Genomic DNA, 24,481 nt, shown 5'->3' on the forward strand with positions numbered 1-24,481 from the left:
GACTCCTGAGAACCGGCCGCCGAGGCCTCCCGTACAGCACGGGAGGCCCCTCGGGCATCCCCGCGGACCCGTGCCCCCGTACGGGACCCCCGGGACGCCCTACCCGCACCCGGGATACGCGCCGTACGGCCCGCCGTACGAGGAGTGGCCCGAGGAGCAGGCCGACGGCGGCCGGGTGATGCGGTCGGTGCTTATCCTGGCGGGGGCCGCCGGAGTGATCACCGTGCTGGTGGGTCTGATCCTCGTGGTGGCGTCGCCCGGGCAGTACGGCCTGGCCGACCAGCGCACCACGCTGCCGCCCCGCAGCCAGGCGAACGCCACCGCGTCGGCGGACCCCTACTTCCAGGCGGCCCCCACGGTCCCGCCGCCCCTGCCGACCGTCCCGCCCGCCCCCGCCATGCAGCCCTCGACCCCGGTGCGTCTGGTCATCCCCAGGCTCGGCGTCAATGCGCCGATCAGGTCGGTGGGGCTCGACCGGCAGGGCGCGATCGAGGTGCCGCCGGTCGGTAACCCGAACCTGGTCGGCTGGTACCGCTCGGGCCCGACAGCGGGGGAGGCCGGGCCGGCGATCATGCTGGGGCACAAGGACACGAAGTCGGGGAGCGCGGTCTTCAGCCGTCTCGGCGAGATCCGCAACGGCGACGTCATCGAGGTGCACCGCAAGGACGGCATCATCGCGGTGTTCACCGTGGGCGGGCTCGAACAGGCGGACAAGACGGTCTTCCCGACGCAGCGGGTGTACGGCGAGTCGTCCACCCCCCAGCTTCACCTGATCACATGCGGCGGCACCTACAACCACGTGACCGGGCACTACACCGACAACGTCATCGCCTACGCGACGATGACGAGCACGCGGAAGGCATGACCACGGCCGCCTCTCCCGGAATCGCGGCCCTGAAGGCTCTCGACGTTCCGGGAGTCATGCGGCGGCGTCGGCACGGGCTGACGCTGGGCGGGCTCGTGGTGCTGGCCTCCGCGGTCTACTCGCTGCTCGGCCTGGTCAAGTTCGCGACGTACCGCAACAGCATCTTCGACCTGGTCATCTTCGACCAGGCGGTGCGCGGCTACGCGAGCTTCGGGGCGCCCGCCACACCGGCGGTCGGCATGCAGTACGGCCTGGGGATGGGATTCCTCCAGCTCGCCGACCACTTCTCGCCGATCCTGGCCCTGCTGGCCCCGCTGTACTGGCTGCACGACGGCCCGCAGACGCTGATCGTCGCCCAGGCGGTGCTGTTCGCGCTGGCCGCCGTCCCGATCTGGCACTACGCCGAGCGCCGCGTCGGCGCGACCCCGGCCCACCTGGTCGCCGTGGCCTACCTGGTGTCGTGGCCGGTCGCCCAGGCCGCGGGGTTCGACTTCCACGAGGTGGCGTTCGTCCCGCTGCTGAGCGCGATCATGATCGAGCGGTTCGACGCCGACCGTCCGGCCGCCGGAGTGCTCGCCGCCGCCGGCCTGCTCCTGGTCAAGGAGGACATGGGCCTGCTGCTCGCCGGGTTCGGGGTGTACCTGTTCCTCACCCGGCGGCGGCTGGAGGGGGCCGCGTTCATATTCTTCGCGCTGGGCGCGCTCGTGATGATCCGCAACGTGCTGATGCCGATGGCGGGGTCGGGACCGGCGGGGTTCCACTGGGCCTACGGCAACTGGGGCGCGGATCTAGGAGAGGTGGCGCTGGCCGTCCTCCGGAACCCGCCGGCCGCGCTGGCGCAGTTCGTCAGCCCGATGGTCAAGGTGAACACCCTGGCCTTCCTGCTGTGGCCGATGGCGCTGACCGCGTTGTTCTCGCCGCTGACCCTCGTGGCGGTCCCGCTGGTCGCGGAGCGGTTCCTGGCGGACCGCTCGCAGTGGTGGGGACCGGATTTCCAGTACAACGCCTTCGTCGTGGCCATCCTCGTCTGCGCCGGGGTGGATGGGGCCGCGCGGCTCGCGGAACGTCTCCGGGGACGGTTCGGGGGACGGAGCATGGTCACCCACTGGGCGGTCGCGGTCTGCGTGATCGGCCTCACCCTCGTCCCGCGCTTCGAGCTCGGCAAGCTCCTGGACCCGGCCTTCTACCAGAGCGAGCCGTACGTCGCGGCGGCGCGTGAGGCGGTGGCCGCCGTGCCGGACGGGGTGGTCGTCGAGGCCGCCAACGGCATCGGTCCCGCGCTCACCGCGCGGACGACGGTGCTGCTCTGGGGGCCGCAGAGCTACGGCGCGCCCTGGATCGTGGCCGACGTGGCACGGTGGAGCTACCCGTTCGGCGAGTTCGACGCGCAGCGGCGGCGGGTCGACGAGGCGCTGGGGAGCGGCTACCGCAAGGTGTTCGAGCGCGACGGCTACATCGTGCTCAACCGGCCCTCCTGAGCACGACACGGACAAAGGTTCTGCTGTAATCTGCCAATAACCGAACAATGCTCGGTTTCACCAGCAGGAGGCACTGTGGCAGAGGCGTACATCGTCGGGGCGGTCCGCACCCCGGTCGGTAAGAAGAAGGGCGGCCTGTCCACCGTCCACCCCACCGACCTGGCCGCGCACACCCTCAAGGCGCTCATCGACCGCACGGGCGTCGACCCGGCCGCGGTGGAGGACGTCATCATGGGCTGCGTCATGCAGTTCGGCCCGCAGAGCATGGACATCGCGCGCAACGCGTGGCTCTCGGCCGGTCTGCCGGAGAGCGTGGCCGGCGTGACCATCGACCGCCAGTGCGGCTCCTCCCAGCAGTCGATCCACTTCGCGGCCCAGGGCGTGCTGTCCGGCACCCAGGACCTCGTGGTGGCCGCCGGGGTGGAATCGATGAGCATCGTGCCGATGGGGTCCTCGATCACCGCCGCGCTGGAGAAGGGCATGCCCTTCCCGTTCGGCGAGGGATGGGTCGAGCGGTACGGCAAGCAGGAGATCTCCCAGTTCCGCGGCGCCGAGCTCATGTGCGAGAAGTGGGGCCTCTCCCGCGAGGAGCTCGAGCGGTTCGCCTACGAGAGCCACCAGCGGGCGGCCAAGGCCGTCGCGAACGGCTACTTCAGGGACCAGATCGCCCCGATCAACGGCGTCGAGGACGACGAGGGCCCGCGCCCGGACACCACGCTGGAGAAGATGGCGTCGCTGAAGACCCTCAAGGAGGACGGCCGGATCACGGCGGCGACCTCCTCGCAGATCTCCGACGGCTCCGGGGCGCTCCTGATCGCCTCCGAGCAGGCGGTCCGCGACCACGGCCTGACCCCCCGGGCGCGCATCGTCACCCTGGCGCTCACCGGGGACGACCCGGTCTACATGCTGACCGCGCCGATCCCGGCGACCCAGAAGGCGCTGAAGAGGTCCGGCCTGTCCATCGACGACATCGACGTCACCGAGATCAACGAGGCGTTCGCCCCGGTGCCGCTGGCGTGGATCAAGGACATCGGCGCCGACCCGGCCAAGGTCAACCCGAACGGCGGCGCGATCGCCCTGGGCCACCCGCTGGGCGGGACCGGCGCGATCCTGATGACCAAGCTCCTCCACGAGCTGGAGCGCACCGGCGGCAGGTACGGCCTGCAGACGATGTGCGAGGGCGGCGGCCAGGCCAACGTCACGATCATCGAGCGGCTTTAGGCGGGACGCCCGGCGGGGGGCGGCGGAACCACCGCGGTCGCCGGGCGGATCCGAGTGGGCCGCCCGGCGGGGGGCGGCGGAACCACCGCGGTCGCCGGGCGGATCCGAGTGGGCCGCCCGGCGAGATGGTCATCCCGCCGGGTGGCCGGCCGGTCCCGGTTCGGCGGAGAACACGAGGCCGGATCCGCCGAGTGTCACCGGCGGATGCGCGGCCGGGACGAAGGCGGAGTCTCCGGCCCGCAGGTCGAGGGCGTCCGCCCGCACCTCGCCCTCGACGCAGAGCAGGATGCGGGGCAGCCCGCCGTCCAGCCGTACGTCGCCGTCCACGGCCACGCGCCGGAGCCGGAACTCCGGCGACGGTGTGGCGTACACGCCGTCGCGCGCCTCGACCGGCAGCGGGCCCGCGTCCGGGTCGGTGACGCGCAGGAGCTCCTCCACGTCGACCGGTTTGGCGGTGAGACCTGCCCGCACGACGTTGTCGGAGCTGCCCATGATCTCCACGCCGAACCCGTCGAGGTAGCAGTGGAGCACGCCCGCGCCCAGGAAGAGCGCCTGTCCCGGGGCCAGCTTGTGCCGCCGCAGCAGGAGCGGTGCCAGGCAGGCGGGGTCGCCGGGATAGCGGCGCGCCAGCCGTACGACCAGGTCGTAGTCGGGGTGGTGCACGGCTGAGGCGGCCCAGACGGCCTGCTCGATCGCGTCCCGCCGTCCGAGGAGCGCGTGCAGGGCATCCAGGAGGGAACCCGCCTCCAGCAGCGTCACGACATCCTTCAACGCCGGAACGTTCAGCCGGGAGAGGAGCATTGCGGCCTGCTCGGGGGAGCGGAAACCGGCCAGCGCGTCGAACGGGGTGAGCGCGCACACCAGCTCGGGCTTCGGCCAGGGGTCGCCGTAGACGCCCCTGGAGTGACCGTCGACGGCCTGCTCGGCGGACGGGTGCACCTGGAGGGAGAGCGGCTGGGCGACGGCGATGAGTTTCATCAGGTACGGCAGGCGCTCACCGTGCCGGGCGACGGTCGCCGGGCCGAGCTGCCCGAGCGGGTCCGCACCGACGACGTCGGCCAGCGAGCGGCCGTCCGCGGCGAGCAGCGAAGGCCCGGCGGGATGGGTACCGAACCATATCTCGGCCTCGGGGCCCGGCGAGGGGACGGGCCTGCCGGTGAGGGCGGCGATGTCGGTACGGGACCCCCAGGCGTAGTCCTTGACGGGATTGGTCAGAGGCTGCACGTGGGTTCCTTGTCCGGATGTCGCCGCCGGTGTGGCGCTCACATCCTCGATCATTCGAATCCTTCCGGCGCGGAGATCCCGGGCTTCAGCCCTGGGTGGGGACACTGCCCGGTGCTCCGCGTTCCGGCACCAGTGTTCCAGCCTCTCCGCTGTTCTGGTGCAGGACCAGGGCGGCGGCGCCGAGCAGGCCGGCGTCGCGTCCGAGGGAGGTGGGGGTGACGCGCAGGCGCCGCAGGAAGCCGAGCCCGGCGTTCGCCGCGATCGCCTCCCTGAGCGGGTCGAACAGGACCGTCCCCGCGGCGGCCACGCCCCCTCCGACGACGACGTGGTCGAGGTCGAACAGGGCGGACGTGGTGAGGACGGCGGCGGCCAGCGTGCCGGCGGCGCGCTGGAAGGCCTGGCGGGCGACGGGGTCACCGGAGTGGGCGTCCGCGGCCAGCGCTCTGGCGTCGTCGCCGGTCCAGCCGTTCGTGTGGGCCCAGCGGACCATGCTCGGGCCGCTGGCCACGGTCTCGACGCACCCGACGGCGCCGCAGGGGCACCGATCACCGCCCACGTCGGCGACGATGTGGCCGATATGCCCGGCGTTGCCGGTCGGGCCGAGGTAGGGCATGCCGTCGAGGACGAGGCCGCCGCCCACGCCGGTGGAGACGACCACGCCCAGCACCGCCCCGGACGGCTGTCCCTCCGGCAGCCCGAGCCACCACTCGCCCAGCGCCATGCACTGGGCGTCGCCCGCCAGCCGGACGGGCCGCCCGGGCAGTATCTGCTCAAGGGCTTCGACGAGCGGGAAGTCCCGCCAGCTCGGGATGTTGACCGGGCTGACCGTCCCCGCGCACGGGTCCAGCGGGCCCGCCGACCCTATCCCGACGCCGGCCAGGTGGTCGCCGCCCACCTGGTCGATGATCCGGCCGACCACCTCCGCCAGCGTCTCCTCCACGGGCCCCCGCCCGTGCAGCGGCACCTCGGCGCGGGCCAGCACCGTCCCGTCGGTCTCGACGGCCGCGGCCGCGAACTTGGTGCCGCCGACGTCCACGGCCAGCACGGTCACGGCCGCGCCTCGTTGACGCACCGCAGCACCGGGGCGCTGACCAGGGCGGACGGGTCGAGCTCCCGGTCCGTCGCGACGTGGAACGTGGCGCTCTGCCCGGGGAGCAGGGTGAGCAACATGTCGTCGACCGAGGCGGCAGGGTCGAGTCTGTCAGGGAAGAGCGCGAGTTCGCGCACGACGGTTGTGGCAGTCACGGTGACACGGTATCCGCCCGGGACGGCCTCGGCGCGGGCGGCATGACCCGCGAGGGGGAAGAGGACCCGGGTGTCCTCCTCGAAGAAGGAGACGACCTGCTGCTCACCCAGCTGGACGGCCAGCAGTCGTTGAGCTGCCAGACGATCGTGCCACTCCCTCAGCGGCCACCCTTGCCGGGGATCCGGCGCGGCTGCCGGGTGGGCCTCACCGGCATGGACGGCATCGGCACGTGCCGGGGCGCGGCCGGAGGCAGGTTCCGCTCGGGCAGCGGGGTGTGGTGGTGGTCTTAACGTTTCGCTTCTGACCAGCGTGAATTCGCATATGGGCTCCTTGGGAATGATGACGACGCGGTCGAATGCCGTGCCGGAGACTCAGCTGCCGCGTCAGATGGACAGGGCCAGAGGGCTGAGTGCGCGGGCGGATCAGTCACAACTGATCGACGCCGGCTCCTAGGAGTTAATCCACATGTGATCACCGTATGGCGGCCGCGCCGGACGCCGCAACCCATTTGTTCCGGGCGCCCGCTCACACCGGAGGCGAGGTCGCCGGATCCTCTCCGATAGAGCTCGGCGTATCCCCGAGGCTTCCCAACGGGGGCACCGGTCAGACAACCGCCCCGCGCTGGGATCATCGGAGGAGAACCCTGGGAATTCCATGAGGGCCACCGGTCGTGGCGGGCCGCACGCGACTACCGCGGAACGCGGGCCACGCAGAAGACGGTCTGGCCGAAGGGCGGGCGGATGAATCGCTCGATGAAGCGGGTGGTGGGGACCACCGTGCGGTCGTAGATCTTGACCAGGCGGGGGTCGGGGTAGCCGACGCCGCCGCGGCGGACGGCGGCCCACCACGCGATCCCACCGAGGAAGTTGATCGGCTTGAGCACGTCGATGTCCAGGCCCGCCTTGGAGACCGTGCTGCGCAGGGTGGCGGGGGTGTAGCGGGTGACGTGACCGACCTTGCGGTCGAAGTCTCCGTAGAGCTGCATGTATCCGGGGACCCAGATGACGATCCGCCCGCCCGGGGCGGTGACCTTGGCGAGGGAGCGCAGCGCCTCGACGTCCTCCTCGATGTGCTCCAGGACGTTCATCATCACGACGGTGTCGACCTTCTCACCGATTGGGATGTCGGTCGGCAGGCCGAACTGCAGCACGTCGATGTCATCGCGGCCGGTGAAGCGCTTCTTGAGCTGCTCCACGCAGTAGGGGTCGAAGTCGCTGACCACCAGCCGGTCCAGGCGAGGCAGGAACGCCTCGGCGAAGTGGCCCAGGCCGGAGCCGATCTCCAGCATGGAGCGGCCCACGTGCGGGGCGACCATGTCGAGCTCGTACTGCCGGTAGTTCTTGGCCTCGTCCCCACCGAGGTGGTTCTCCAGGGCCTCGTCGCCGGCCGCGGGTTGCACTACGCGGTCATACCCAGACATGCGGTTCCGTCCAGATCGCTAACAGAAAGCCGTGGCGCGAGGCCACGGCTGCGGACAGCCAGAGTCTAGTGGCCGTTCCCCGGGAGCGGCCCCCGAACAAGGCGCCGCGGCCTACCATGGGCACCTCCATGGAAACTACCTTCGTCGGCCGGCACGCGGAGATCGCACAGGTGGCCCGCCTGATGCGGGAGTCTCGCCTGGTCACGCTCACCGGGCTGGGCGGCGTCGGGAAGACGCGGCTGGCACGCCGGGTGGCCGAGGAGATCGTGGAGGAGTTTCCCGACGGCTTCTGGACGGTCGAACTCGCCTGCCTGACCGACCCGCACCTCCTCGCCGAGACCGTGGCCGGCAGCATGGGCCTGGCCGACCAGTCCGCCCGCCGGCAGGAGGAGGCACTGGCGGAGTGGCTGGCCCCACGTAGAGCGCTGCTCATGCTCGACACCTGCGAGCACCTGGTGGAGGCGGTGGCCTCGCTGGTGGACACCCTGTTGCGCGGGGCGCCCCATCTCCGGGTGCTGACCGCCGGCCGCCAGCCGCTCGGCGTGCCGGGTGAGCACGTCTACTCCGTGCCGCCGCTCCCGGTCGAGGACGCGGTGGTCCTGCTCCGTGACCGCGCGGGCCCGGCGTCCGCTCCGGACGGTCCGGTCGAGACCCGCGGCGGGGGAGGGGACGGCGCGGCGGACATGGCGGAGCTCTGCCGCAGGCTCGACTGCATCCCACTGGCGATCGAGATGGCGGCCGTGCACCTGCGCACCCTGCCGCCCACGCTGCTGCTCCGGCGTCTGGACGACCGCTACCACCTGCTGACCGGGGGCGGCGGGCCGGTCCGGCACGAGTCGCTGCGCGCGGCGATGGGCTGGAGCCACGAGCTGTGCACCCCGGCCGAGCGTCTGCTGTGGGCGCGGCTGTCGGTGTTCGCCGCGGGATTCGACCTGGAGGCGGCCGAGCACGTCTGCGCGGGCGGGCCGCTCCCCGCCGGGCAGGTGCTCGAAGCGCTGACCGGGCTGGCCGACAAGTCCCTCGTGCAGCGGGAGGAGCATCCCACCGGCGTACGGCTGCGCATGCTGGACACCGTCAGGGAGTTCGGCGCCGAGTGGCTGTTGCGGCTGGGTGAGGACGACGCGGTCCGGGGACGCCACCGTGACCACTATCTCCGGCTGGCGAGGCGGTGCGCCACCGAGTGGCCCGGCAGGCAGGCGGAGTGGTACGGGCGGATCCGTGCCGAACGACGCAACCTCCGTAAGGTGGTGGACCTGTGCCTGGCCGACCCCGAGTGGTCCCGGGCGGCCCTGGACCTGACGGGGACGCTGTGGTTCCTCTGGATCTGCTGCGGCATGCCGGGTGAAGGCCGCCACTATCTGGAGGCCGCACTGCGGACGGACACCGAGCCCGGTCCGGAGCGGCTGCGGGCGCTGTGGGTCTGCGCGTGGGTGGCCGCGCTCCAGGGGGACCTCGACGTCGCGCGCGAACGGCTCGACCGCTGTCGCGCCGAGGACACCGAGGGGAGCGCCACCGGTCACGTCGCCCAGGTGGAGGGCATGCTCTCCCTCCTGCGGGGGGACCACCCCCGTGCCATCGAGCTGCTGGACGAGGCCATGGCCTGGCACATGGCCAAGGGCAGTGTGCTGTCCGGGCTGCTGCCCTGTCACACGCTGGTGGCGCTCGCCCTGCTGGCGGAGGGCAGGCCGGAGGAGGCCGTGGAGACGCTGTCGGAGGGACAGGCGCTCTGCGAGGTCCACGGGGAGGAATGGAGCCGCGCCCAGATGGAGTACGTCTTCGCCTGGGCCGGACACGTCAGGGGCGAGACCCCGGAGGCGCTCCGCCACGCCAGGTCGGCCCTCGTCTCGGCGCTCCTCTTCGAGGACCTGTCCCTGAGCGTCGCCTGCGTCGAGATGATCGCCTGGGCGGTGGCGGAGGAGGGGCACGCGGGCGGAGGGGCGTGGCTGCTGGGCGCGGCCCAGGCCGTCAGGGAATCCTCCGGGCTGTCGAGATCCGGATCGACGATCTTCGCCTCGATCCGGGCCCGGGCCGCGACCCGGGCCGCGAAGGCACTCGGCGGTGCAGGATTCGACACCCTCTTCGCCGAAGGGCAGGGCTCTGACCTGGGCATCGCTGTGAAATATGCGCTGGGGGAGAAGTTTTCGTAACCGAGGGTGCCGACTCTAATCCGTTCCGTTACCGATTCCGTGATTGGCTTGCCATCTGACGCGGAGAGGCTGGAACGGTGGCGGAGACGCGGACGCACCGGGGAAACGTCCCGGCGGAGACGAGCAGCCTCGTCGGGCGACGGGCGGAGCTCGACGAGATCGCGGTGTTGATCGGCCGGTCACCGCTGGTGACGCTCACCGGTGTGGCCGGCGTGGGCAAGACGAGGCTGGCGGTCAGGACGGCCGACCGGCACCGCGACTCGTTCGCCGACGGAGTATGGGTCGTCGAGCTCTCCGCCCAGCAGAACGGCGACCTGCTCGGCCATGAGATCGCCGCCGTGCTCGGCCTCCGCGAGCAGGCGGTGCGTCCCCAGGCCGAGGTGCTGGCCGACTTCCTCGCGGACAAGCGTCTGCTGCTGGTCCTGGACACCTGTGACCATCTGGTCGACGCCGCCGCGGCGCTGCTGCGCCGGGTGCTGCCGGAGGCCCCGCACGTGCGGGTGCTCGCCACCAGCCGCCGGCCGCTCGGCCTGCCCGGGGAACGGGTCCTGCCGATCGAGCCGCTGGCGGCACCCGGCCCCGGGGCCACCGGGGCGGCGGTCCGGCTGTTCACCGAGCGGGCCCACGCGCTGGTGCCCGGGCTCACCCTCGACCCGGTGGCGGTGGCACAGGTCTGCCGGCTGCTGGACGGCATCCCGCTGGCCATCGAGCTCGCCGTACGGCGGCTGCGGGCGCTGTCGGTGCAGCAGATCGCCGAGCGGCTGGACGACCGCTTCGCGCTCCTCGTCGGCGGGAGCCGTACCCCGCTGGGCCGCCACCAGACCCTGCGCACCGCGGTCGGCTGGAGCCACGAGCTCTGCACCGCGCAGGAGCGCCTGCTCTGGGCGCGGCTGTCGGTCTTCACCGGGGTGTTCGACGCCGGCGACGCGAGGGCGGTCTGCGCCGACGGACGGCTGACCGGTCTCCCGCTGTGCGGTCTCGTGGACAAGTCCATCCTGATCGCCGAGGGATCGCGCTACCGGATGCTCGGCACGATCCGCGACTACGGCAGGGAATGGCTGCGCCGCCTGGGCGAGGAGGACGTCCTGGTCCGCCGCCACCGTGACCACGGCCGTGCTCCGTGAACCGGCCGGCCGAGTTCCACGAGGCGGCCGTACGGCTGCGCACGACGGCTTCAGCCGTCTCCGCCTCCCTCAACTGTTCAACGCCTCAAAACGGAGCGATTCGGAAATTTCTCCGCGTACGGGGGAAAGTTCGGCCTCGAAACAGCGGTGAACTTTGCACAGGGAGAGAAGGAAACCCCCCGGAACGAGGGGGGCTGACCGGTCCGTGACCCTGATGGGGTGCTATTTCCGCAGAGTGGAAGGAGCGCAAACCGGTGGAACAGATCCCATGGTGGCGCGGGAACCTCACCGCGGAGAAGAACGGCTGCACCGGCCGTGAGAGCGAGGTCCGGGAGCTGCTGAAGCTCCTGGACGAGGCACCTCCGGTCACACTCACCGGCCCGCCCGCCGGGACGGAGCCCGGTACCGAATCCGCCGGTGGCTCCTTCGGCGGGACCGGCGTCACGACCGCCGGTGAGCCGCTCACCCTGGTGACCGTGGCGATGGCGGCCACCTGGCGCGGCGAGTTCACCAGAGCCGTCTCCTTGATCCAGGAGATGCGACGGCTCTGCGACGACCGGACCGAGCACCCGGCCCACGCGAGCGGAGACTACGTGCTCTCCATCGCCCAGCTCGGCCTCGGACGGATGGCGGAGGCGGCGACCGCGGCCCGGCGGTCGCTCGACGTCACGTGGCGGCTCCGCGACGCCATCGGCGTGGCGCTGGCCGTGGACCAGCTCGCGGTGATCGCCGCGGTCCAGGGAGACGGCTACCGCACAGCCCACCTCCAGGGCGCGGGAGCACGGCTGCGGGCCGTGTTCGGACTGCGGGAGTTCGGTTCGGAGAGCATGTCGGGGCCAAGGGCCGTCGCCGAGCGCACGGCACGGCAGCTGCTCGGCGACGACACCTACGAGGCGGTCTTCGCCGAGGGGCACCACGACGATCCCGACGCGGCGGTGGCCTACGCGCTCGGTTGAAGATCCGTGCGCGAGGTCTTCCCCCGGGCGTCTCCATGCGGTGGAATCTTTCACGACATACGCGAAGGAGCCCCCGACGGACGACGACGAGGCGATCGCCCGTTCCCTGACGGGCGACCTGGCCGCCTACGAGGTGCTGGTCACGCGCTACAGCGCGCTCGCACACCGCACCGCGGCGATGCTCGGCGCCGCCGACGAGGCCGAGGACGTGGTCCAGGAGGCGTTCGTCAAGGCATACCGCCACCTGGCCACCTTCCGCCAGGACGCGCCGTTCCGCCCCTGGCTGCTGCGGATCGTGGCCAACGAGACCCACGACCTGACCCGCTCGCGGGGCCGCCGGGCCGAACTGGCCGTCAAGCTGACCGAGTCGCGCCTCCCGGAGACGGAGAGCCCGGAGGACGCGGCCGTCGCCGTCGACCGCCGCACCCGGCTCCTCGACGTGGTGCGTACGCTTCCCGAGCGGGAACGCGAGGTCGTCGTCTGCCGATACTTCCTCCAGCTGTCGGAGGCCGAGACCGCCCAGGTGCTCGACCTCCCGGCCGGCACCGTCAAGTCACGGACCTTCCGCGGCCTGAAGCGCCTGCGTGAGGAGGTGGGCCGTGACCTCGCCTGACGATCTCGAAGCCCGGCTCCTCGCCCTCGGAGAGTCCCTCGACATCCCGGCCCCCCAGCCCGACGAGGTGGCGCACGCCGTACGGGCACGCCTGGAATCCCTCCCCGCCGCGGACCGGCGCCCCGCGCGCCGCCTGGGCGGCCTCCCCCGCCTGCCGGTCCGGCGGGCGCCGCGAGGGTCTGGGTGGCTGCGACCCGCCACCCGACGGCGGGGGATCGTCTCCGTCGTCGCGATCCTCGTCGCCCTCCTCCTCGGCGGGACCCCGGTGGGACGGGCCGCGGTGACGGAGGTCCTGCGGTTCGCGGGGATCGAGCTGGAGATCGGCGGCCCCGGGCCGCTGCCGGCCGGGCTGCCCGAGCCGCTGCCGGGGGAACACCGGGTCACCCTGGAACAGGCCCGGGAACAGGTGGCGTTCCCCGTCTCCGTCCCCACCGCGCTGAGTGATCCGCGTGACGTCAGGGTGAGCGACGGCGGCCGGGTGGTCTCGCTGTTCTGGCCGGGTCTCAGGCTGGACGAGTATGACGGCATGCTCCTGGGCGTCTTCCGCAAGGAGCTGGGGACCTGGCCGCAGGAGGTCGCCCTGGGCACCGCACAGGCCTGGTGGATCCCGGCCCGCCACGGGCTGAGCTACCTGCCCCGTGGCGGCGGCGAGGCTCCCGTCCGCGCCCGCCCGGCCGCCCCCACCCTCATCTGGCAGCGGGGACAGGTCGGCCTGCGTCTGGAGGGCACGGGCGACCTCCGGCGGGCGCTGGAGATCGCCCGCTCAGCCCGCTGACGCCAGCCAGTCGTCGATCTCCTTGAGCAGGTCCTTACGCACCTGATCCGGGGCCGCCGACACCCGGATCGACTGCCGGGCCAGCTCGGCCAGCTCCGCGTCGCGGAAGCCGTACACCTGCCTGGCCAGCTCGTACTGCGGCAGCAACCGCGCGCCGAACAGCAGCGGGTCGTCGGCGCCCAGCGCGATCGGCACCCCGGCGTCGAACAGCCGCCGCAGCGGCACGTCCTCGGCCCGCTCGGCCACGCCGAGACCGACGTTGGAGGTGGGACAGACCTCGCACGCGATCTGCCGGTCGGCCAGGCGCTCCATCAGCCGCGGCGACTCGGCCGCCCGCACACCGTGCCCCAGCCGGTCGGCGCCCAGCACGTCCACGCACTCGGCCACGCTGGCGGCGCCCAGCAGCTCCCCGCCGTGGGGCACGGCCAGCAGCCCGGCCCGCTTGGCGAGCCGGAACGCCCCGTCGAAGTCCCGGGCCCGGCCGCGGCGCTCGTCGTTGGACAGCCCGAACCCGACCACACCCTGGTCCATGTACTGCGTGGCGAGGCGGGCCAGCGTCTTGGCGTCCAGCGGATGCCTGGTCCGGTTGGCGGCAACCACGACCGCGATCCCTATCCCCGTGTGGCCCGCCGCCCTGTGCGCGGCGTCGAGCATCAGCTCCAGGGTCGGGGTGAGCCCCCCGAACCGGTGGGCGTATCCGGACGGATCCACCTGGATCTCCAGCCAGCGCGACCCCTCCGCCGCCTCGTCCTCGGCGGCCTCGCGCACCAGCCGGTAGACGTCGTCCTTCCGCCGCAGGACCGTCCGCGCGATGTCGTACAGCCGCTGGAACCGGAACCACCCCCGCTCGTCGGTCGCCCGCAGCCTGGGCGGCCAGTCCTCCTTCAGCGCGTCCGGCAGGTGCAGGCCCTGCTCCTGGGCGAGTTCGATCAGGGTGGAGTGCCGCATCGAGCCGGTGAAGTGCAGATGCAGGTGAGCCTTTGGCAGTTCGCTGAGGGGACGGGGCATTTCCATATGGTGCCGTACGGCCGGCACTCTCCGGTCACTGTTGGTCCCAACTCGTGAACCACCGGCGTCCCCGAGAGGCCCGTCTCACCCGTGCGGGCCGTACCTGTGCGACATCACGGCCCGCCGATACCCCCTTTCGGATCCGCGGTCCCCGGGCGGCCTGACATAGTTGAAAAACGGCCGTGTTCCCTACCACGGCATATGTCATTGACTCAAGCCATGACTCAGGAAAAACACCGAACGGGGGTTCAGTTGACTGCTCCGTCGTGCGACCGTAGGGGCACATGTAGTCAGTACGAGGCTGGGGCTGCAATGAGAGCGGATGTATTCGTCGGCAGAGAGAAGGAGCTGACCGAAGTCTCCGCCCTGCTCGAAAAGGCCCGCCACGTCACCCTGACCGGCGCCGCCGGCGTGGGCAAGTCCCGTTTGGCGCTGCACCTGGTCCGGACCCTCGAAGGCGAGTTCGCCGGAGGCCTCCACGTCGTCGACCTGTCCGACGCCTCCGGAGACCTCGCCTCCCTGGCCGAGACGGTCCTCGGCGCGATCGGCGCGGGCAGACGGCCCGGCGTGCTCCCCCTGCAGGCCCTGATCGAGGCGCTGTCCTCCCGCCAGACCCTGCTCGTCCTGGACACCTGCGACCGCGTCATCGGCACGGTGGGCACCCTGGTCGAGGAGCTGCGGCCCATCGACGGCCTGCGGATCCTGGCCACCAGCAGGCAGCGGCTGGGCCTTCCCGACGAGCATCTCTACCCGGTCCGCGGCCTCCTGCCGGCCGACGCCGTCTACCTGCTCACCGCCCTCGCCGACAGAAGACTCGACGGCATGGACCCGGCGGAGCTGTGCGAACGGCTCGACTACCTGCCTCTGGCGATCGAACTCGCCGCCGCCAGCCCCGACCCGGGCCGCGCCGACGTGTTCACGGCCTCCTCCGGCACCTGGCGGCACAGTTCCATGCGTGCCGCCCACGGCTGGAGCCACGAGCTGTGCGACCCGAGGGAGCGCGTCCTCTGGGCCAGGGCGTCGGTCTTCTCCGGCACGTTCGGCCTGGAAGCCGTCAAGGAGGTCTGCGTCGCGGAGGGACTCACCGCCGACGAGATCCCCGACGCCGTGCTCGGCCTGCTCGACAAGTCCGTTCTCACCGGCGAGGAGGGGGAGTGCGGCCCCCGCTACCGCCTGCCGGCCACCGCCCGCGAGTTCGGCGCGGTCTGGCTGGACCTCCTCGGCGAGACCGGCGAGATGCGGCGGCGCCACCGCGACCACTTCCTCGACCTGTCCGCCCGGGCCGAGGTCGGCTGGCAGCGCCAGCAGCTCGACTGGTACCGCAGGCTGGTGCTCGAATGCGCCAACGTCCGCCAGGCCATCGAATACTGCTACGCCAGGCCCGACGAGCGCCGCAAGGGCCTCGAACTGGTCGGCAACCTGTGGTTCCTGTGGGCCTGCTGCGGCATGCACGCCCCCGGCGACAACCTGCTCCAGCGCGGCCTGGACCTGGAGCGCACCCCCGGCCCCGAGCGGACCAAGGCGCTCTGGGTGCACGCCTGGGTGTCGATCCAGCGCGGCGACCTCGAACGCGCGGAGCGCACCCTCGCCGAGTGCGTCGCCGAAGACCCCGAGGAACACGCCACGGCCTACGTCAGCCAGTTCCAGGCCCACCTGGCGGTCCTGAGGGGCGACGTGGGCACGGCGCTGCACCTGATCAAAAACGCCCGGGTACGGCACCGCTCGGCCGGCAACATCTTCCCCGGCTTCCTGCCCACCTACACGGTCGTGGCCACCGCCATGATGCTCGCGGGCAGCTTCCAGCAGGCCGTGTCCGTCCTGCATGAGGGCCGCGACCTCTGCGCCTCCTGCGGCGACCGGTGGACCCTCATCCGGCTGGATCTCCTCCTGGCCCAGGCCGAGCACCTTCTCGGAGGCACCGACGCGGCCGCCGCGTCCGTCCGCGACTCACTCCGCGGCGCCCGCCTGTTCGGTGACACCTTCTCCCTGCTGGAGGGCCTGGAGGTGGCCGCCGTCGTCGCCGAGGCCACTGCGGACGACGCGCTCGCCGCCCTGCTCCTCGGCGCGTCCGAGGCCGCCCAGACCGGCACCGGAGTGCCACCCAGCCGCTCGCCCATCCTCACGAGCCTGCTGCGCACGGCCGAGCTGAGGCTGCGCGGCCGCATGGGCCGGGGGAGGTTCGACGGGCTGACCGAGCAGGGCTCCTCCATCGACCTGCGGACCGCGGTGGAACACGCGCTCCGGGGAACCATCTCCTGACCCGCGCAGGCGGCCGTGCCCTGCACGGAAGAAGACCCGTGGTGTGGGGCCGGGGTCTCCTTCCGTCCGCACGCGCATGGCCTAGCGGGCGTCGCCCAGGAACTTGGCCACCCGGCTGACCCCCTCGACGAGGTCGGAGTCGCCCAGGGCGTAGGAGAGGCGGAAGTAGCCCGGGGTGCCGAAGGCCTCGCCGGGGACGAGGGCGACCTCGGCCTCCTCCAGGATGAGCTCGGCCAGCTCGGCGGAGGTCTGCGGGCGCCGTCCGCCGAAGTCCTTGCCCAGCAGTTCCTTGATCGAGGGGTAGGCGTAGAAAGCGCCCTTCGGCTCGGGGCACAACACGCCCGGGATCTCGTTCAGCATGCGCACCATGGTCTGGCGGCGGCGGTCGAAGGCCTCACGCATCTCCGCCACGGCCGACAGGTCGCCGCTGACGGCGGCCAGGGCCGCTGCCTGGGCGACGTTGGAGACGTTGGAGGTGGCGTGCGACTGCAGGTTGGTCGCGGCCTTGACCACGTCCTTCGGGCCGATCAGCCAGCCCACCCGCCAACCGGTCATGGCGTAGGTCTTGGCGACGCCGTTGAGGACCACGACCTTGTCGCCCAGCTCGGGGACGACGGTGGCGATGCTCGCGAAGGTCGCGTCGCCGTACGTGAGGTGCTCGTAGATCTCGTCCGTGACGACCCACAGGTCGTGCTCGGCGGCCCATCGGCCGATCTCCTCGACCTGCTCGGGGGTGTAGACCGCACCGGTCGGGTTGGACGGTGAGACGAACAGCAGGACCTTGGTGCGGTCGGTGCGAGCTGCTTCGAGCCGCTCGACACCGGCGAGGTAACCGGTGGTCTCGTCGGTCACGACATCGACCTGGACGCCGCCGGCCAGCTTGATCGCCTCGGGATAGGTCGTCCAGTAGGGGGCGATGACCAGGACCTCGTCACCCGGGTCGAGCAGTGTTGCGAACGCCTCGTAGACGGCCTGCTTGCCGCCGTTGGTGATCAGCACCTGGGCCGCGTCGACCCGGTAGCCGGAGTCGCGGAGCGTCTTGTCGGCGACGGCCTGCTTCAGCTCGGGGAGGCCGCCGGCCGGTGTGTACTTGTGGAACCTGGGGTTCCGGCATGCCTCGACAGCCGCCTCGACGATGTAATCGGGAGTCGGGAAGTCGGGCTCGCCGGCGCCGAAGCCGATGACCGGGCGGCCCGCCGCCTTCATCGCCTTGGCCTTGGCGTCCACGGCGAGCGTGGCGGACTCGGAGATCGCGGAGATGCGCGCGGAGATGCGAGGACGGGTCATGCCTCCATGGTTACAGACCCGTGGCGTTGTTTCCGTCGCTTATCCAGGATGTGGACGGGTTATGAGCCGGCCTTACAGACCGGCTTCACCTGGGCATGAGCAGGGGGACCCATGGCCGGTTCGACGTAGAGGCCGTTCACCCGTAGACTCCGCATGGTCTTATCGCCGTATGCGTGAACCGGCGGTCAAGACTGTGAGCCACGGACAAACTTCGGCCCAACCGATGTATGGTGGTTCATGTCTTAGGGCACTAGCGCAATTGGTAGCGCACCGGTCTCCAAAACCGGCGGTTGGGGGTTCGAGTCCCTCGTGCCCTGCGAGGAGCGGTCCGCGCATCAGGGCGTCTAGCGCGCCGCAGATATGCGTTGGATACGACGGATCAGGTGAGGACTGTGGCGATCGACACGCGCGGCGAAACCGCAGACAAGCCGAGCGGTGAGAAGAAGGCCAAGCGCACTTCTCCCGCCCTCTTCTATCGACAGGTTGTCGCTGAGCTTCGCAAGGTCATCTGGCCTACGCGCAAGGATCTTATCTCCTACACCACCATCGTCCTGATCTTTGTTCTGGTCATGGTCGGGATCGTGGCCGGACTCGACGCGGTGCTCACCGAGGGCGTGCTGCGGATCTTCGGCGGAGCCTGAGCCGACATCCGGCGTATCGTTCCGCGGTAAGTCCATCAGCCCATCGACGGAAAGAGAATGAGTCACCGTGTCCGAGTCTTCAGAGCCGGTCGGCGAGTCCCGCGAAGAGCGGACGGGCGAGCCGGAAGAGGCCGTCGACTTTGCGACGGGCTCGCCTGACGAGTCCGTCGACGCCGGAACCGAGGCCGACGAGGCCCCGGCCGACGCCGTCGACGACGAGGTTCCGGCCGATGAGGCCGACGCCGCCGACGAGGCTGACGAGGCCCCGGCCGGCGAGGTGGACGAGGACGGTGACGTCCTTCCCGACGTCGACCCGGTCGAGGAGTTCAAGCGCCTCCTGCGCAGCCAGTTCGGTGAGTGGTATGTCATCCATTCCTACGCCGGCTACGAGAACCGCGTGAAGTCCAACATCGAGACCCGTACGCAGTCCCTCAACATGGAGGACTACATCTTCCAGGTCGAGGTGCCCACTCACCACGTGACCGAGGTGAAGAGCGGCAAGCGCCAGCTCGTCAAGGAGCGCGTGCTGCCCGGCTACGTGCTGGTCCGGATGGAGCTCACCGACGAGTCCTGGTCCGCGGTGCGCAACACGCCCGGTGTGACCGGCTTCGTCGGCCTGTCGAACAAGCCGAGCCCGCTGAGCCTCGAAGAGGTCGCCAAGCTGCTCGCGCCGGAGCCGTCCGAGGAAGTGAAGAAGTCGACGGCCAAGGCCACCGCCGCGACGGTCGACTTCGAGGTGGGCGAGTCCGTCACGGTCATGGACGGCCCGTTCGCCACGCTGCCCGCCACGGTCAGCGAGATCAGCGCCGAGTCGCAGAAGCTCAAGGTGCTGGTGTCGATCTTCGGTCGTGAGACCCCGGTTGAGCTCTCGTTCAACCAGGTCTCGAAGATCTGACCGGATCGCTTAAACTAAGTCGTTCGGCGGCCGTGCTTCGCGAAGCACGGCCTGTCGACATGCTCCCCGTGTCTGCGTGGGAGCCGCATCACCCCGATTAGGACCCGGAGAGAACCATGCCTCCTAAGAAGAAGATTGCGGCACTGGTGAAGGTCCAGCTTCCCGCTGGCCAGGCCACGCCCGCTCCGCCGGTCGGTACCGCCCTCGGTCCGCACGGCGTCAACATCATGGACTTCGTGAAGCAGTACAACGCTGCCACCGAGGCCCAGCGCGGCAACATCATCCCCGTTGAGATCACCATCTTCGAGGACCGCACCTTCACCTTCATCACGAAGACGCCCCCGGCGCCTGAGCTGATCAAGAAGGCTGCCGGTGTGGCGAAGGGCTCGCCGGTCCCGCAGAAGGACAAGGTGGGCAAGCTCACCAAGGAGCAGCTGCGCCAGATCGCCGAGACCAAGATGCAGGACCTCAACGCCAACGACATCGCGGCGGCCGAGAAGATCATTGCCGGCACCGCCCGGTCGATGGGCATCACGATCGCGGACTAGCCGGAAACGGCGAGCCGGGCACGGCAGCGTGGATGCAGGACACGATCCGCGTCACCGCTCAGGGGCCCGACGGCGGACACAGGCAGTGAGCCTGTCCGTCACCATACTTTCGAAGTAAGTGGAGGGGCCAGGCGCTGGCCCGCACCACGAACACTCGGATCCACAGGAGTGATCAAGTGAAGCGCAGCAAGGCTTTCCGCAGCGCAGCGGAGAAGATCGACAGCGAGAGCCTCTACAGCCCGGCCGCAGCGGCCAAGCTGGCCAAGGACACCTCGGTCGCCAAGTTCGACGCCACCGTCGAGGTCGCTCTGCGGCTCGGTGTCGACCCCCGCAAGGCGGACCAGATGGTGCGCGGCACCGTCAACCTCCCGCACGGCACCGGTAAGACCGCCCGGGTCCTGGTCTTCGCGACCGGCGACCGTGCCGAGGAGGCCCGCGCGGCGGGCGCCGACATCGTCGGTGCCGACGAACTCATCGACGAGGTCGCCAAGGGCCGCCTCGACTTCGACGCCGTCGTCGCCACCCCTGACCTCATGGGCAAGGTCGGCCGTCTGGGCCGCGTCCTCGGCCCGCGTGGTCTGATGCCGAACCCCAAGACCGGCACCGTGACCCCGGCCGTCGGCAAGGCCGTCACGGACATCAAGGGCGGCAAGATCGAGTTCCGTGTCGACCGGCACGCGAACCTGCACTTCATCATCGGCAAGGTGTCGTTCGGTGAGCGCCAGCTCATCGAGAACTACGCCGCCGCCCTCGACGAGGTGCTGCGTCTCAAGCCGTCCGCGGCCAAGGGGCGTTACGTCAAGAAGGTCGTCTTCTCCACGTCCATGGGCCCCGGCATCCCGGTCGACCCGAACGTGACGCGGGCGATGACCGCCGAGCTCGACGCCTGATATCAGACGTCCTCCCAAGAGGGCCTCCACCGAATGGCCATTCGGTGGAGGCCCTCTTTCGTTCTCCCGTAGGACGCGCGCCCGCTCCCCGCCGCGTAGGGTCGAAAGGCAGGTTCGACGGGGGATACAAAAATTCATCGGGGGATGAGGAAGGGGTGAGGCGGATGCGCCGATTGGCTCCCGCACTGGCATTGGGAGCGGCCGCTCTGGTCGCGGTCACGGGATGCGGTGCGCAGGGCACCAGTTCCCTCGGAAACATCAAGCTCGCCGCCGCGGAGGCGGTGCAGCAGAGCGCGCAGCGCGCTGGAGAGGTCACCTCCTATTCGGCTGACCTGGTGCTCGACGCCACCGGCGGGGACAGGGGCGCGAGCAAGGTCCAGGGCCGGTTGCTCTACCAGAGCAAGCCTGCGCTGGCGACCGACATCACACTGGACACGATCACTTTCGGCGGGCAGAACGTGCCCGGTGGGGCGCGGGCCGTCCTGGTCGGCGACACGGTCTACGTGAAGTCCGAGATGCTCAGCAAGTTCGCGGGCGTGACCAAGCCGTGGGCCAAGGTGACTCTCAGCGAGCTCGCCGCCGGTGACCAGGCCAGGGTCAAGGACTTCATGGCCCAGGCCCAGCAGTTCGACCTGGCGGGGACCGTCAAGATGCTGACGGCGTCGAAGGACGTCAAGGCGGTCGGCACCGAGACGGTCGACGGAGTGGAGACGACCCACTACAGCGGCACCTTCCCGGTGGCCGAGGCCGCACAGGCGATGGACCCGGCCAAGCGAGAGCAGCTCCAGAAGCAGCTCTCGCGGGTGAAGGACGTGAAGTTCGACCTGTGGTCCGATGCCGGGAGTCTGCCCCGCAAGGTGACGCTGAGCGGCTCCGAGCAGGGGGCCACGTTCAACCTGGCGGCGTTCTTCAAGGGCTTCAACGAGCCGGTTCAGATCGCGGCCCCGCCCGCCGAGCAGGTGGGCGAGCTGCCGAAGGGCACCGGCGGAAACTGACGTCCGCCACGGCTCGCGCCCCCGGTCACCTGGCCGAGGACGCGGGCCGTTCTGCTCGATTTGGCATGTGGCCTGATAGGACGTAAGCTGCCAACGCCGAAGACCGCCGGTCGTCGTCAGGCCTCATGGCCTGGGGACCCAAGGATCCACATGAGTGGACGGCCCGCGTAGGTGTGATGTGAGTTTTCGTGAGGATTAACCTCCTTATGTAAGCCCCGTGCGCCTGCGCCGGGGCTTGTTCTCTTTTATGAGCCTTTGCCGGCGGCACATCTGGAAGGAGGCCCATGGCGAAGGCGGAAAAGGCAACGGCTGTAGCCGAGCTCAAGAGCAGCTTCGAAGGCTCTAGCGCTGCCGTTCTGACCGAGTACCGCGGTCTCACCGTCGCTCAGCTCAAGCAGCTGCGCGTTTCTCTCGGTGAGAATGCGAAGTTCGCCGTGGTGAAGAACACGCTGACCAAGATCGCGGCCAACGAGGCCGGGATCAACCAGCTCGACGGCCTGCTCGCGGGTCCGTCGGCGATCGCGTTCGTCAACGGCGACGTGGTCGAGGCTGCCAAGAGTCTGCGTGACTTCGCCAAGGCCAATCCCCTCCTGGTCATCAAGGGTGGTGTCGTCGACGGTAAGTCGATGTCCCCGGCCGAGATCAGCAAGCTTGCCGACCTTGAGTCGCGTGAGGTTCTCCTCGCGAAGCTGGCCGGTGCTCTGAAGGCGAAGCAGGGCCACGCGGCCGCCGTCTTCAACGCGCTGCCCACCAACATGGCTCAGCTGGCCGAGGCTCTGCGCGCCAAGCGCGAAGAGGCCGGCGAGTAGGTCCGCGCAAGCGGTCGCAGGGGATTAGCGCATACATACCGCGGTCCCAATTCTTAGTTTGTCAGATTTATACGGAGGAACCATCATGGCGAAGCTCAGCACCGACGAGCTGCTCGGCGCTTTCAAGGAGATGACCCTCCTTGAGCTGTCCGACTTCGTGAAGCTCTTCGAGGACACCTTCGACGTCAAGGCCGCCGCGCCGGTCGCCGCTGTTGCCGCTCCGGCTGCCGGTGGCGCCGCCGCCGAGGAGGCTGAGGAGCAGGACGAGTTCGACGTCGTCCTCGAGGCCGCCGGCGACAAGAAGATCCAGGTCATCAAGGAGATCCGGGCCCTGACGAGCCTGGGCCTCAAGGAGGCCAAGGACCTCGTGGACGGCGCTCCCAAGCCCGTCTTCGACGGCAAGGTCAACAAGGAGCAGGCGGAGAAGGCCAAGGCCGCCCTCGAGGCCGCCGGCGCGACTGTCACCGTCAAGTAAGTCTTTTCACCAGAAAGAGCGGGTCCACCAGGTGCCGGTGGCCCGCTCTTTCTGCATTTCCAGGGGCCCTCGCCGTCGGCGCGCGTTCCTCGGGCGCCCCCGCGCCGGCGCCGGGGCGCGAACGGTTCCGGAAAGCCTCCTGTGGCGGTCCGCACGGCGGGTTATGATCCGGCAACCAGGGGCATACGGGCCCCGACGGTCGGCGGCGCGCGGTCACCGGCTGGTGTGCCGGGGGACCGTGCGACGGGAGACAACGCATGGCGGTCAACGCTGCTCGGTCCTCTCGCCCGATGAGGATCGCCGGACCGGTGCTGGGTGTGCTGATCGCGGCGCTGCTGGCCGCCGCCGTCTGGGTCGGTGGGGACCTGCGTGACGCCCAGGCCGCGGACGACGACCGCAGGGCCGCCGTCCGGGCGGCTGGGGTGCACGCGGTGGCGCTGCTCTCGGTGAGTCATCGCAGCGTCGACGCGGACCTCAAACGTGTCCTGGACACCTCGACGGGGGCGGCCAGGGTGGCGTATGCCAGGCAACTCGGGACGCTCAAAGCGGACGCGATCCGTGGCAAGTTTCTCAGAACGGGCGCGCTGCGTGCCTCCGGGCTTGTCTCACTGAAGGGGAACACGGCCCAGGTGATGGTGGTGGGCGACGCCGTGATACGCCAGGACAGGAGCAAGAAGGCCCCGCAGGAACAGTTCTCCCGGTGGAACATGGAAGTGACCAGAGCCGGAGGGGTCTGGCTCGTGTCGAAGGCGGAGTTGGTCTGGTGACGCGCCTCTCCCTGCTGGTGACCGGGGTGCTGACCGCCGTGGCGTTCGCGCTCGCTGCCGCCGTCTGGGTCATGTCCGCCGATCTGAGCCGGCTGCGGGGCGACGAGCGAGCGGGGCGGGAGGCGCTGGCGGCGGCGCGCCTGGTCGCCCCCGACATGCTGTCATACGACTATCGCACACTCGAACAGGATTTCGCACGGGCCGGGGGATACACGACCGGCTCCCTCACGGAGCACTACAGACGGCTCGCCGTGTCCCTGGCGCCGTCGCTCAAGGAACAACATACGGTGCGGCAGGTGACGGTGGCCGGGGCGGCTGTGGAGTCGGCGGAGCCCGGCCGGGTCGAGGTGCTGCTGTTCATGAACACGGACACCCTGAAGACTCTCGCCGGGGAGGAACCGCGGCGCCAGATCAGCCAGAACCGGGCCCGTCTGCTCATGGTCAAGAAAGACACGCGTTGGCTGGTGGCGGAGCTCTCCACGCTGCTCGGAGACCCTCCGCCGGTCTAGTCGGCGTGGCGGTTCACCCAATTGTTGGCAAAGAGAGCGTTTGGGGTTGGCACGCCCATGGGTATATCAGCCACGGCAACGTCGATCGTCGGCCGGACCTCGGCTAGCGTTCGATCTGCCAGGTGACTGAGCGTTAGCCACCCCAGGTCGCGGGTATCGTCTTGGAGCCAGTGGTCTGCGCGGGTCATCCGGTGGGAAACTCCCAGCGTCACGGCTGTTTCTCGGCCGAAATGTCAGGCTGCGGGCTTGACGTTTCGGCGCTGACGGGCGATGCTGCGACCAACGTGGAGCATGCAGCGAGACTGAAGTGGACAGGCGTGTGCCGTTCG

At 70.4% G+C, this 24,481-nt stretch carries 25 protein-coding genes and 1 tRNA gene; 20 read left to right on the top strand and 6 right to left on the bottom strand.

Features of this window, described 5'->3' with window-relative positions; all coding sequences use genetic code 11:
- Window positions 1–70 precede the first annotated feature (70 nt).
- The 3 genes from FHR32_RS46730 to FHR32_RS18970 all read left to right on the top strand — a co-directional run bounded on the left by FHR32_RS46730 (window position 71) and on the right by FHR32_RS18970 (window position 3,564).
- Window positions 71–865 carry a class F sortase gene (locus FHR32_RS46730; RefSeq protein WP_312882465.1) on the top strand — a complete coding sequence of 265 codons (795 nt, stop codon included), beginning with the start codon at window positions 71–73 and terminating at the stop codon, window positions 863–865.
- Window positions 862–2,343, top strand: a complete 1,482-nt coding sequence (locus FHR32_RS18965; RefSeq protein ID WP_184755512.1) for a DUF2079 domain-containing protein — start codon at window positions 862–864, stop codon at window positions 2,341–2,343. Before FHR32_RS46730 ends, FHR32_RS18965 begins: the two co-directional genes overlap by 4 nt.
- A gap of 75 nt (window positions 2,344–2,418) precedes the next feature.
- Window positions 2,419–3,564 (top strand): acetyl-CoA C-acetyltransferase, encoded by a 1,146-nt coding sequence (locus FHR32_RS18970; protein ID WP_184755513.1) that lies wholly within the window; start codon window positions 2,419–2,421, stop codon window positions 3,562–3,564.
- Between the two features lie 129 nt (window positions 3,565–3,693).
- On the opposite strand, the gene manA is transcribed toward FHR32_RS18970, so the two are convergent.
- The 3 genes from manA to FHR32_RS18985 all read right to left on the bottom strand — a co-directional run bounded on the left by manA (window position 3,694) and on the right by FHR32_RS18985 (window position 6,033).
- Entirely contained in the window at window positions 3,694–4,788 is a 1,095-nt protein-coding gene (manA, locus tag FHR32_RS18975) for a mannose-6-phosphate isomerase, class I (protein WP_184755514.1), read from the bottom strand.
- Between the two features lie 85 nt (window positions 4,789–4,873).
- Window positions 4,874–5,839, bottom strand: a complete 966-nt coding sequence (locus FHR32_RS18980) for an ROK family protein (protein WP_184755515.1) — start codon at window positions 5,837–5,839, stop codon at window positions 4,874–4,876.
- Complete coding sequence (locus FHR32_RS18985; RefSeq protein WP_221465469.1) at window positions 5,836–6,033, bottom strand: hypothetical protein; 198 nt, start codon at window positions 6,031–6,033, stop codon at window positions 5,836–5,838. Before FHR32_RS18985 ends, FHR32_RS18980 begins: the two co-directional genes overlap by 4 nt.
- Before the next feature lie 42 nt (window positions 6,034–6,075).
- Here FHR32_RS18985 and FHR32_RS18990 point away from each other — a divergent pair, with 42 nt between their 5' ends.
- Window positions 6,076–6,324 (top strand): hypothetical protein, encoded by a 249-nt coding sequence (locus tag FHR32_RS18990; RefSeq protein ID WP_184755516.1) that lies wholly within the window; start codon window positions 6,076–6,078, stop codon window positions 6,322–6,324.
- A gap of 398 nt (window positions 6,325–6,722) precedes the next feature.
- Here FHR32_RS18990 and FHR32_RS18995 read toward each other — a convergent pair whose 3' ends face one another.
- On the bottom strand, window positions 6,723–7,433 hold the full coding sequence (locus FHR32_RS18995) for a class I SAM-dependent methyltransferase (protein WP_312882467.1): 711 nt from the start codon (window positions 7,431–7,433) through the stop codon (window positions 6,723–6,725).
- Window positions 7,434–7,582: 149 nt separating this feature from the next.
- On the opposite strand from FHR32_RS18995, the gene FHR32_RS19000 reads away from it, so the two are divergent.
- The 5 genes from FHR32_RS19000 (at window position 7,583) to FHR32_RS19020 (ending at window position 13,069) form a co-directional block, all read left to right on the top strand.
- Window positions 7,583–9,601, top strand: coding sequence for an ATP-binding protein (locus FHR32_RS19000; RefSeq protein ID WP_184755518.1), 2,019 nt, complete (start codon window positions 7,583–7,585; stop codon window positions 9,599–9,601).
- A gap of 77 nt (window positions 9,602–9,678) precedes the next feature.
- Complete coding sequence (locus tag FHR32_RS19005; protein ID WP_184755519.1) at window positions 9,679–10,725, top strand: ATP-binding protein; 1,047 nt, start codon at window positions 9,679–9,681, stop codon at window positions 10,723–10,725.
- Between the two features lie 254 nt (window positions 10,726–10,979).
- The gene (locus tag FHR32_RS19010) at window positions 10,980–11,681 is read left to right on the top strand and encodes a hypothetical protein (protein WP_184755520.1); all 702 of its coding nucleotides are present in this window, start codon (window positions 10,980–10,982) and stop codon (window positions 11,679–11,681) included.
- Between the two features lie 40 nt (window positions 11,682–11,721).
- A complete protein-coding gene (locus FHR32_RS19015; protein ID WP_184755521.1) occupies window positions 11,722–12,294 on the top strand; it encodes an RNA polymerase sigma factor in 573 nt (190 codons plus the stop codon).
- On the top strand, window positions 12,281–13,069 hold the full coding sequence (locus tag FHR32_RS19020; RefSeq protein WP_184755522.1) for a hypothetical protein: 789 nt from the start codon (window positions 12,281–12,283) through the stop codon (window positions 13,067–13,069). The genes FHR32_RS19015 and FHR32_RS19020 overlap by 14 nt, the downstream gene beginning before the upstream one ends.
- On the opposite strand, the gene FHR32_RS19025 is transcribed toward FHR32_RS19020, so the two are convergent.
- Window positions 13,058–14,083, bottom strand: coding sequence for an adenosine deaminase (locus tag FHR32_RS19025; protein WP_376773334.1), 1,026 nt, complete (start codon window positions 14,081–14,083; stop codon window positions 13,058–13,060). The genes FHR32_RS19020 and FHR32_RS19025 overlap by 12 nt on opposite strands.
- A 306-nt stretch (window positions 14,084–14,389) precedes the next feature.
- On the opposite strand from FHR32_RS19025, the gene FHR32_RS19030 reads away from it, so the two are divergent.
- Entirely contained in the window at window positions 14,390–16,336 is a 1,947-nt protein-coding gene (locus tag FHR32_RS19030) for an ATP-binding protein (RefSeq protein ID WP_184755524.1), read from the top strand.
- Window positions 16,337–16,417: 81 nt separating this feature from the next.
- On the opposite strand, the gene FHR32_RS19035 is transcribed toward FHR32_RS19030, so the two are convergent.
- Complete coding sequence (locus tag FHR32_RS19035) at window positions 16,418–17,623, bottom strand: pyridoxal phosphate-dependent aminotransferase (RefSeq protein WP_184755525.1); 1,206 nt, start codon at window positions 17,621–17,623, stop codon at window positions 16,418–16,420.
- 244 nt (window positions 17,624–17,867) lie between these two features.
- On the opposite strand from FHR32_RS19035, the gene FHR32_RS19040 reads away from it, so the two are divergent.
- From FHR32_RS19040 to FHR32_RS19085, 10 genes are all read left to right on the top strand, one after another.
- A tRNA-Trp gene (locus tag FHR32_RS19040) sits at window positions 17,868–17,940 on the top strand.
- 75 nt (window positions 17,941–18,015) lie between these two features.
- Window positions 18,016–18,264: a preprotein translocase subunit SecE gene (secE, locus tag FHR32_RS19045; RefSeq protein WP_184755526.1), complete on the top strand. Its 249-nt coding sequence runs from the start codon at window positions 18,016–18,018 to the stop codon at window positions 18,262–18,264.
- Window positions 18,265–18,331: 67 nt separating this feature from the next.
- Window positions 18,332–19,159 (top strand): transcription termination/antitermination protein NusG, encoded by an 828-nt coding sequence (gene nusG / locus FHR32_RS19050; RefSeq protein ID WP_184755527.1) that lies wholly within the window; start codon window positions 18,332–18,334, stop codon window positions 19,157–19,159.
- A 116-nt stretch (window positions 19,160–19,275) separates the two neighbouring features.
- The gene (rplK, locus tag FHR32_RS19055) at window positions 19,276–19,707 is read left to right on the top strand and encodes a 50S ribosomal protein L11 (protein ID WP_184755528.1); all 432 of its coding nucleotides are present in this window, start codon (window positions 19,276–19,278) and stop codon (window positions 19,705–19,707) included.
- Between the two features lie 176 nt (window positions 19,708–19,883).
- Window positions 19,884–20,597 carry a 50S ribosomal protein L1 gene (gene rplA, locus FHR32_RS19060; RefSeq protein ID WP_184755529.1) on the top strand — a complete coding sequence of 238 codons (714 nt, stop codon included), beginning with the start codon at window positions 19,884–19,886 and terminating at the stop codon, window positions 20,595–20,597.
- Between the two features lie 164 nt (window positions 20,598–20,761).
- Complete coding sequence (locus FHR32_RS19065; RefSeq protein ID WP_184755530.1) at window positions 20,762–21,592, top strand: SCO4651 family lipoprotein; 831 nt, start codon at window positions 20,762–20,764, stop codon at window positions 21,590–21,592.
- Between the two features lie 284 nt (window positions 21,593–21,876).
- Window positions 21,877–22,401 carry a 50S ribosomal protein L10 gene (gene rplJ, locus FHR32_RS19070; protein WP_184755531.1) on the top strand — a complete coding sequence of 175 codons (525 nt, stop codon included), beginning with the start codon at window positions 21,877–21,879 and terminating at the stop codon, window positions 22,399–22,401.
- Between the two features lie 85 nt (window positions 22,402–22,486).
- Window positions 22,487–22,876 carry a 50S ribosomal protein L7/L12 gene (gene rplL, locus FHR32_RS19075; RefSeq protein WP_184755532.1) on the top strand — a complete coding sequence of 130 codons (390 nt, stop codon included), beginning with the start codon at window positions 22,487–22,489 and terminating at the stop codon, window positions 22,874–22,876.
- Between the two features lie 290 nt (window positions 22,877–23,166).
- Window positions 23,167–23,643, top strand: coding sequence for an Rv1363c family protein (locus FHR32_RS19080; RefSeq protein WP_184755533.1), 477 nt, complete (start codon window positions 23,167–23,169; stop codon window positions 23,641–23,643).
- On the top strand, window positions 23,640–24,152 hold the full coding sequence (locus FHR32_RS19085; protein WP_184755534.1) for a hypothetical protein: 513 nt from the start codon (window positions 23,640–23,642) through the stop codon (window positions 24,150–24,152). Before FHR32_RS19080 ends, FHR32_RS19085 begins: the two co-directional genes overlap by 4 nt.
- The last annotated feature ends 329 nt before the right edge of the window (window positions 24,153–24,481 follow it).

Origin of the sequence: Streptosporangium album, assembly GCF_014203795.1 — a bacterium.
Taxonomy (GTDB): domain Bacteria; phylum Actinomycetota; class Actinomycetes; order Streptosporangiales; family Streptosporangiaceae; genus Streptosporangium; species Streptosporangium album.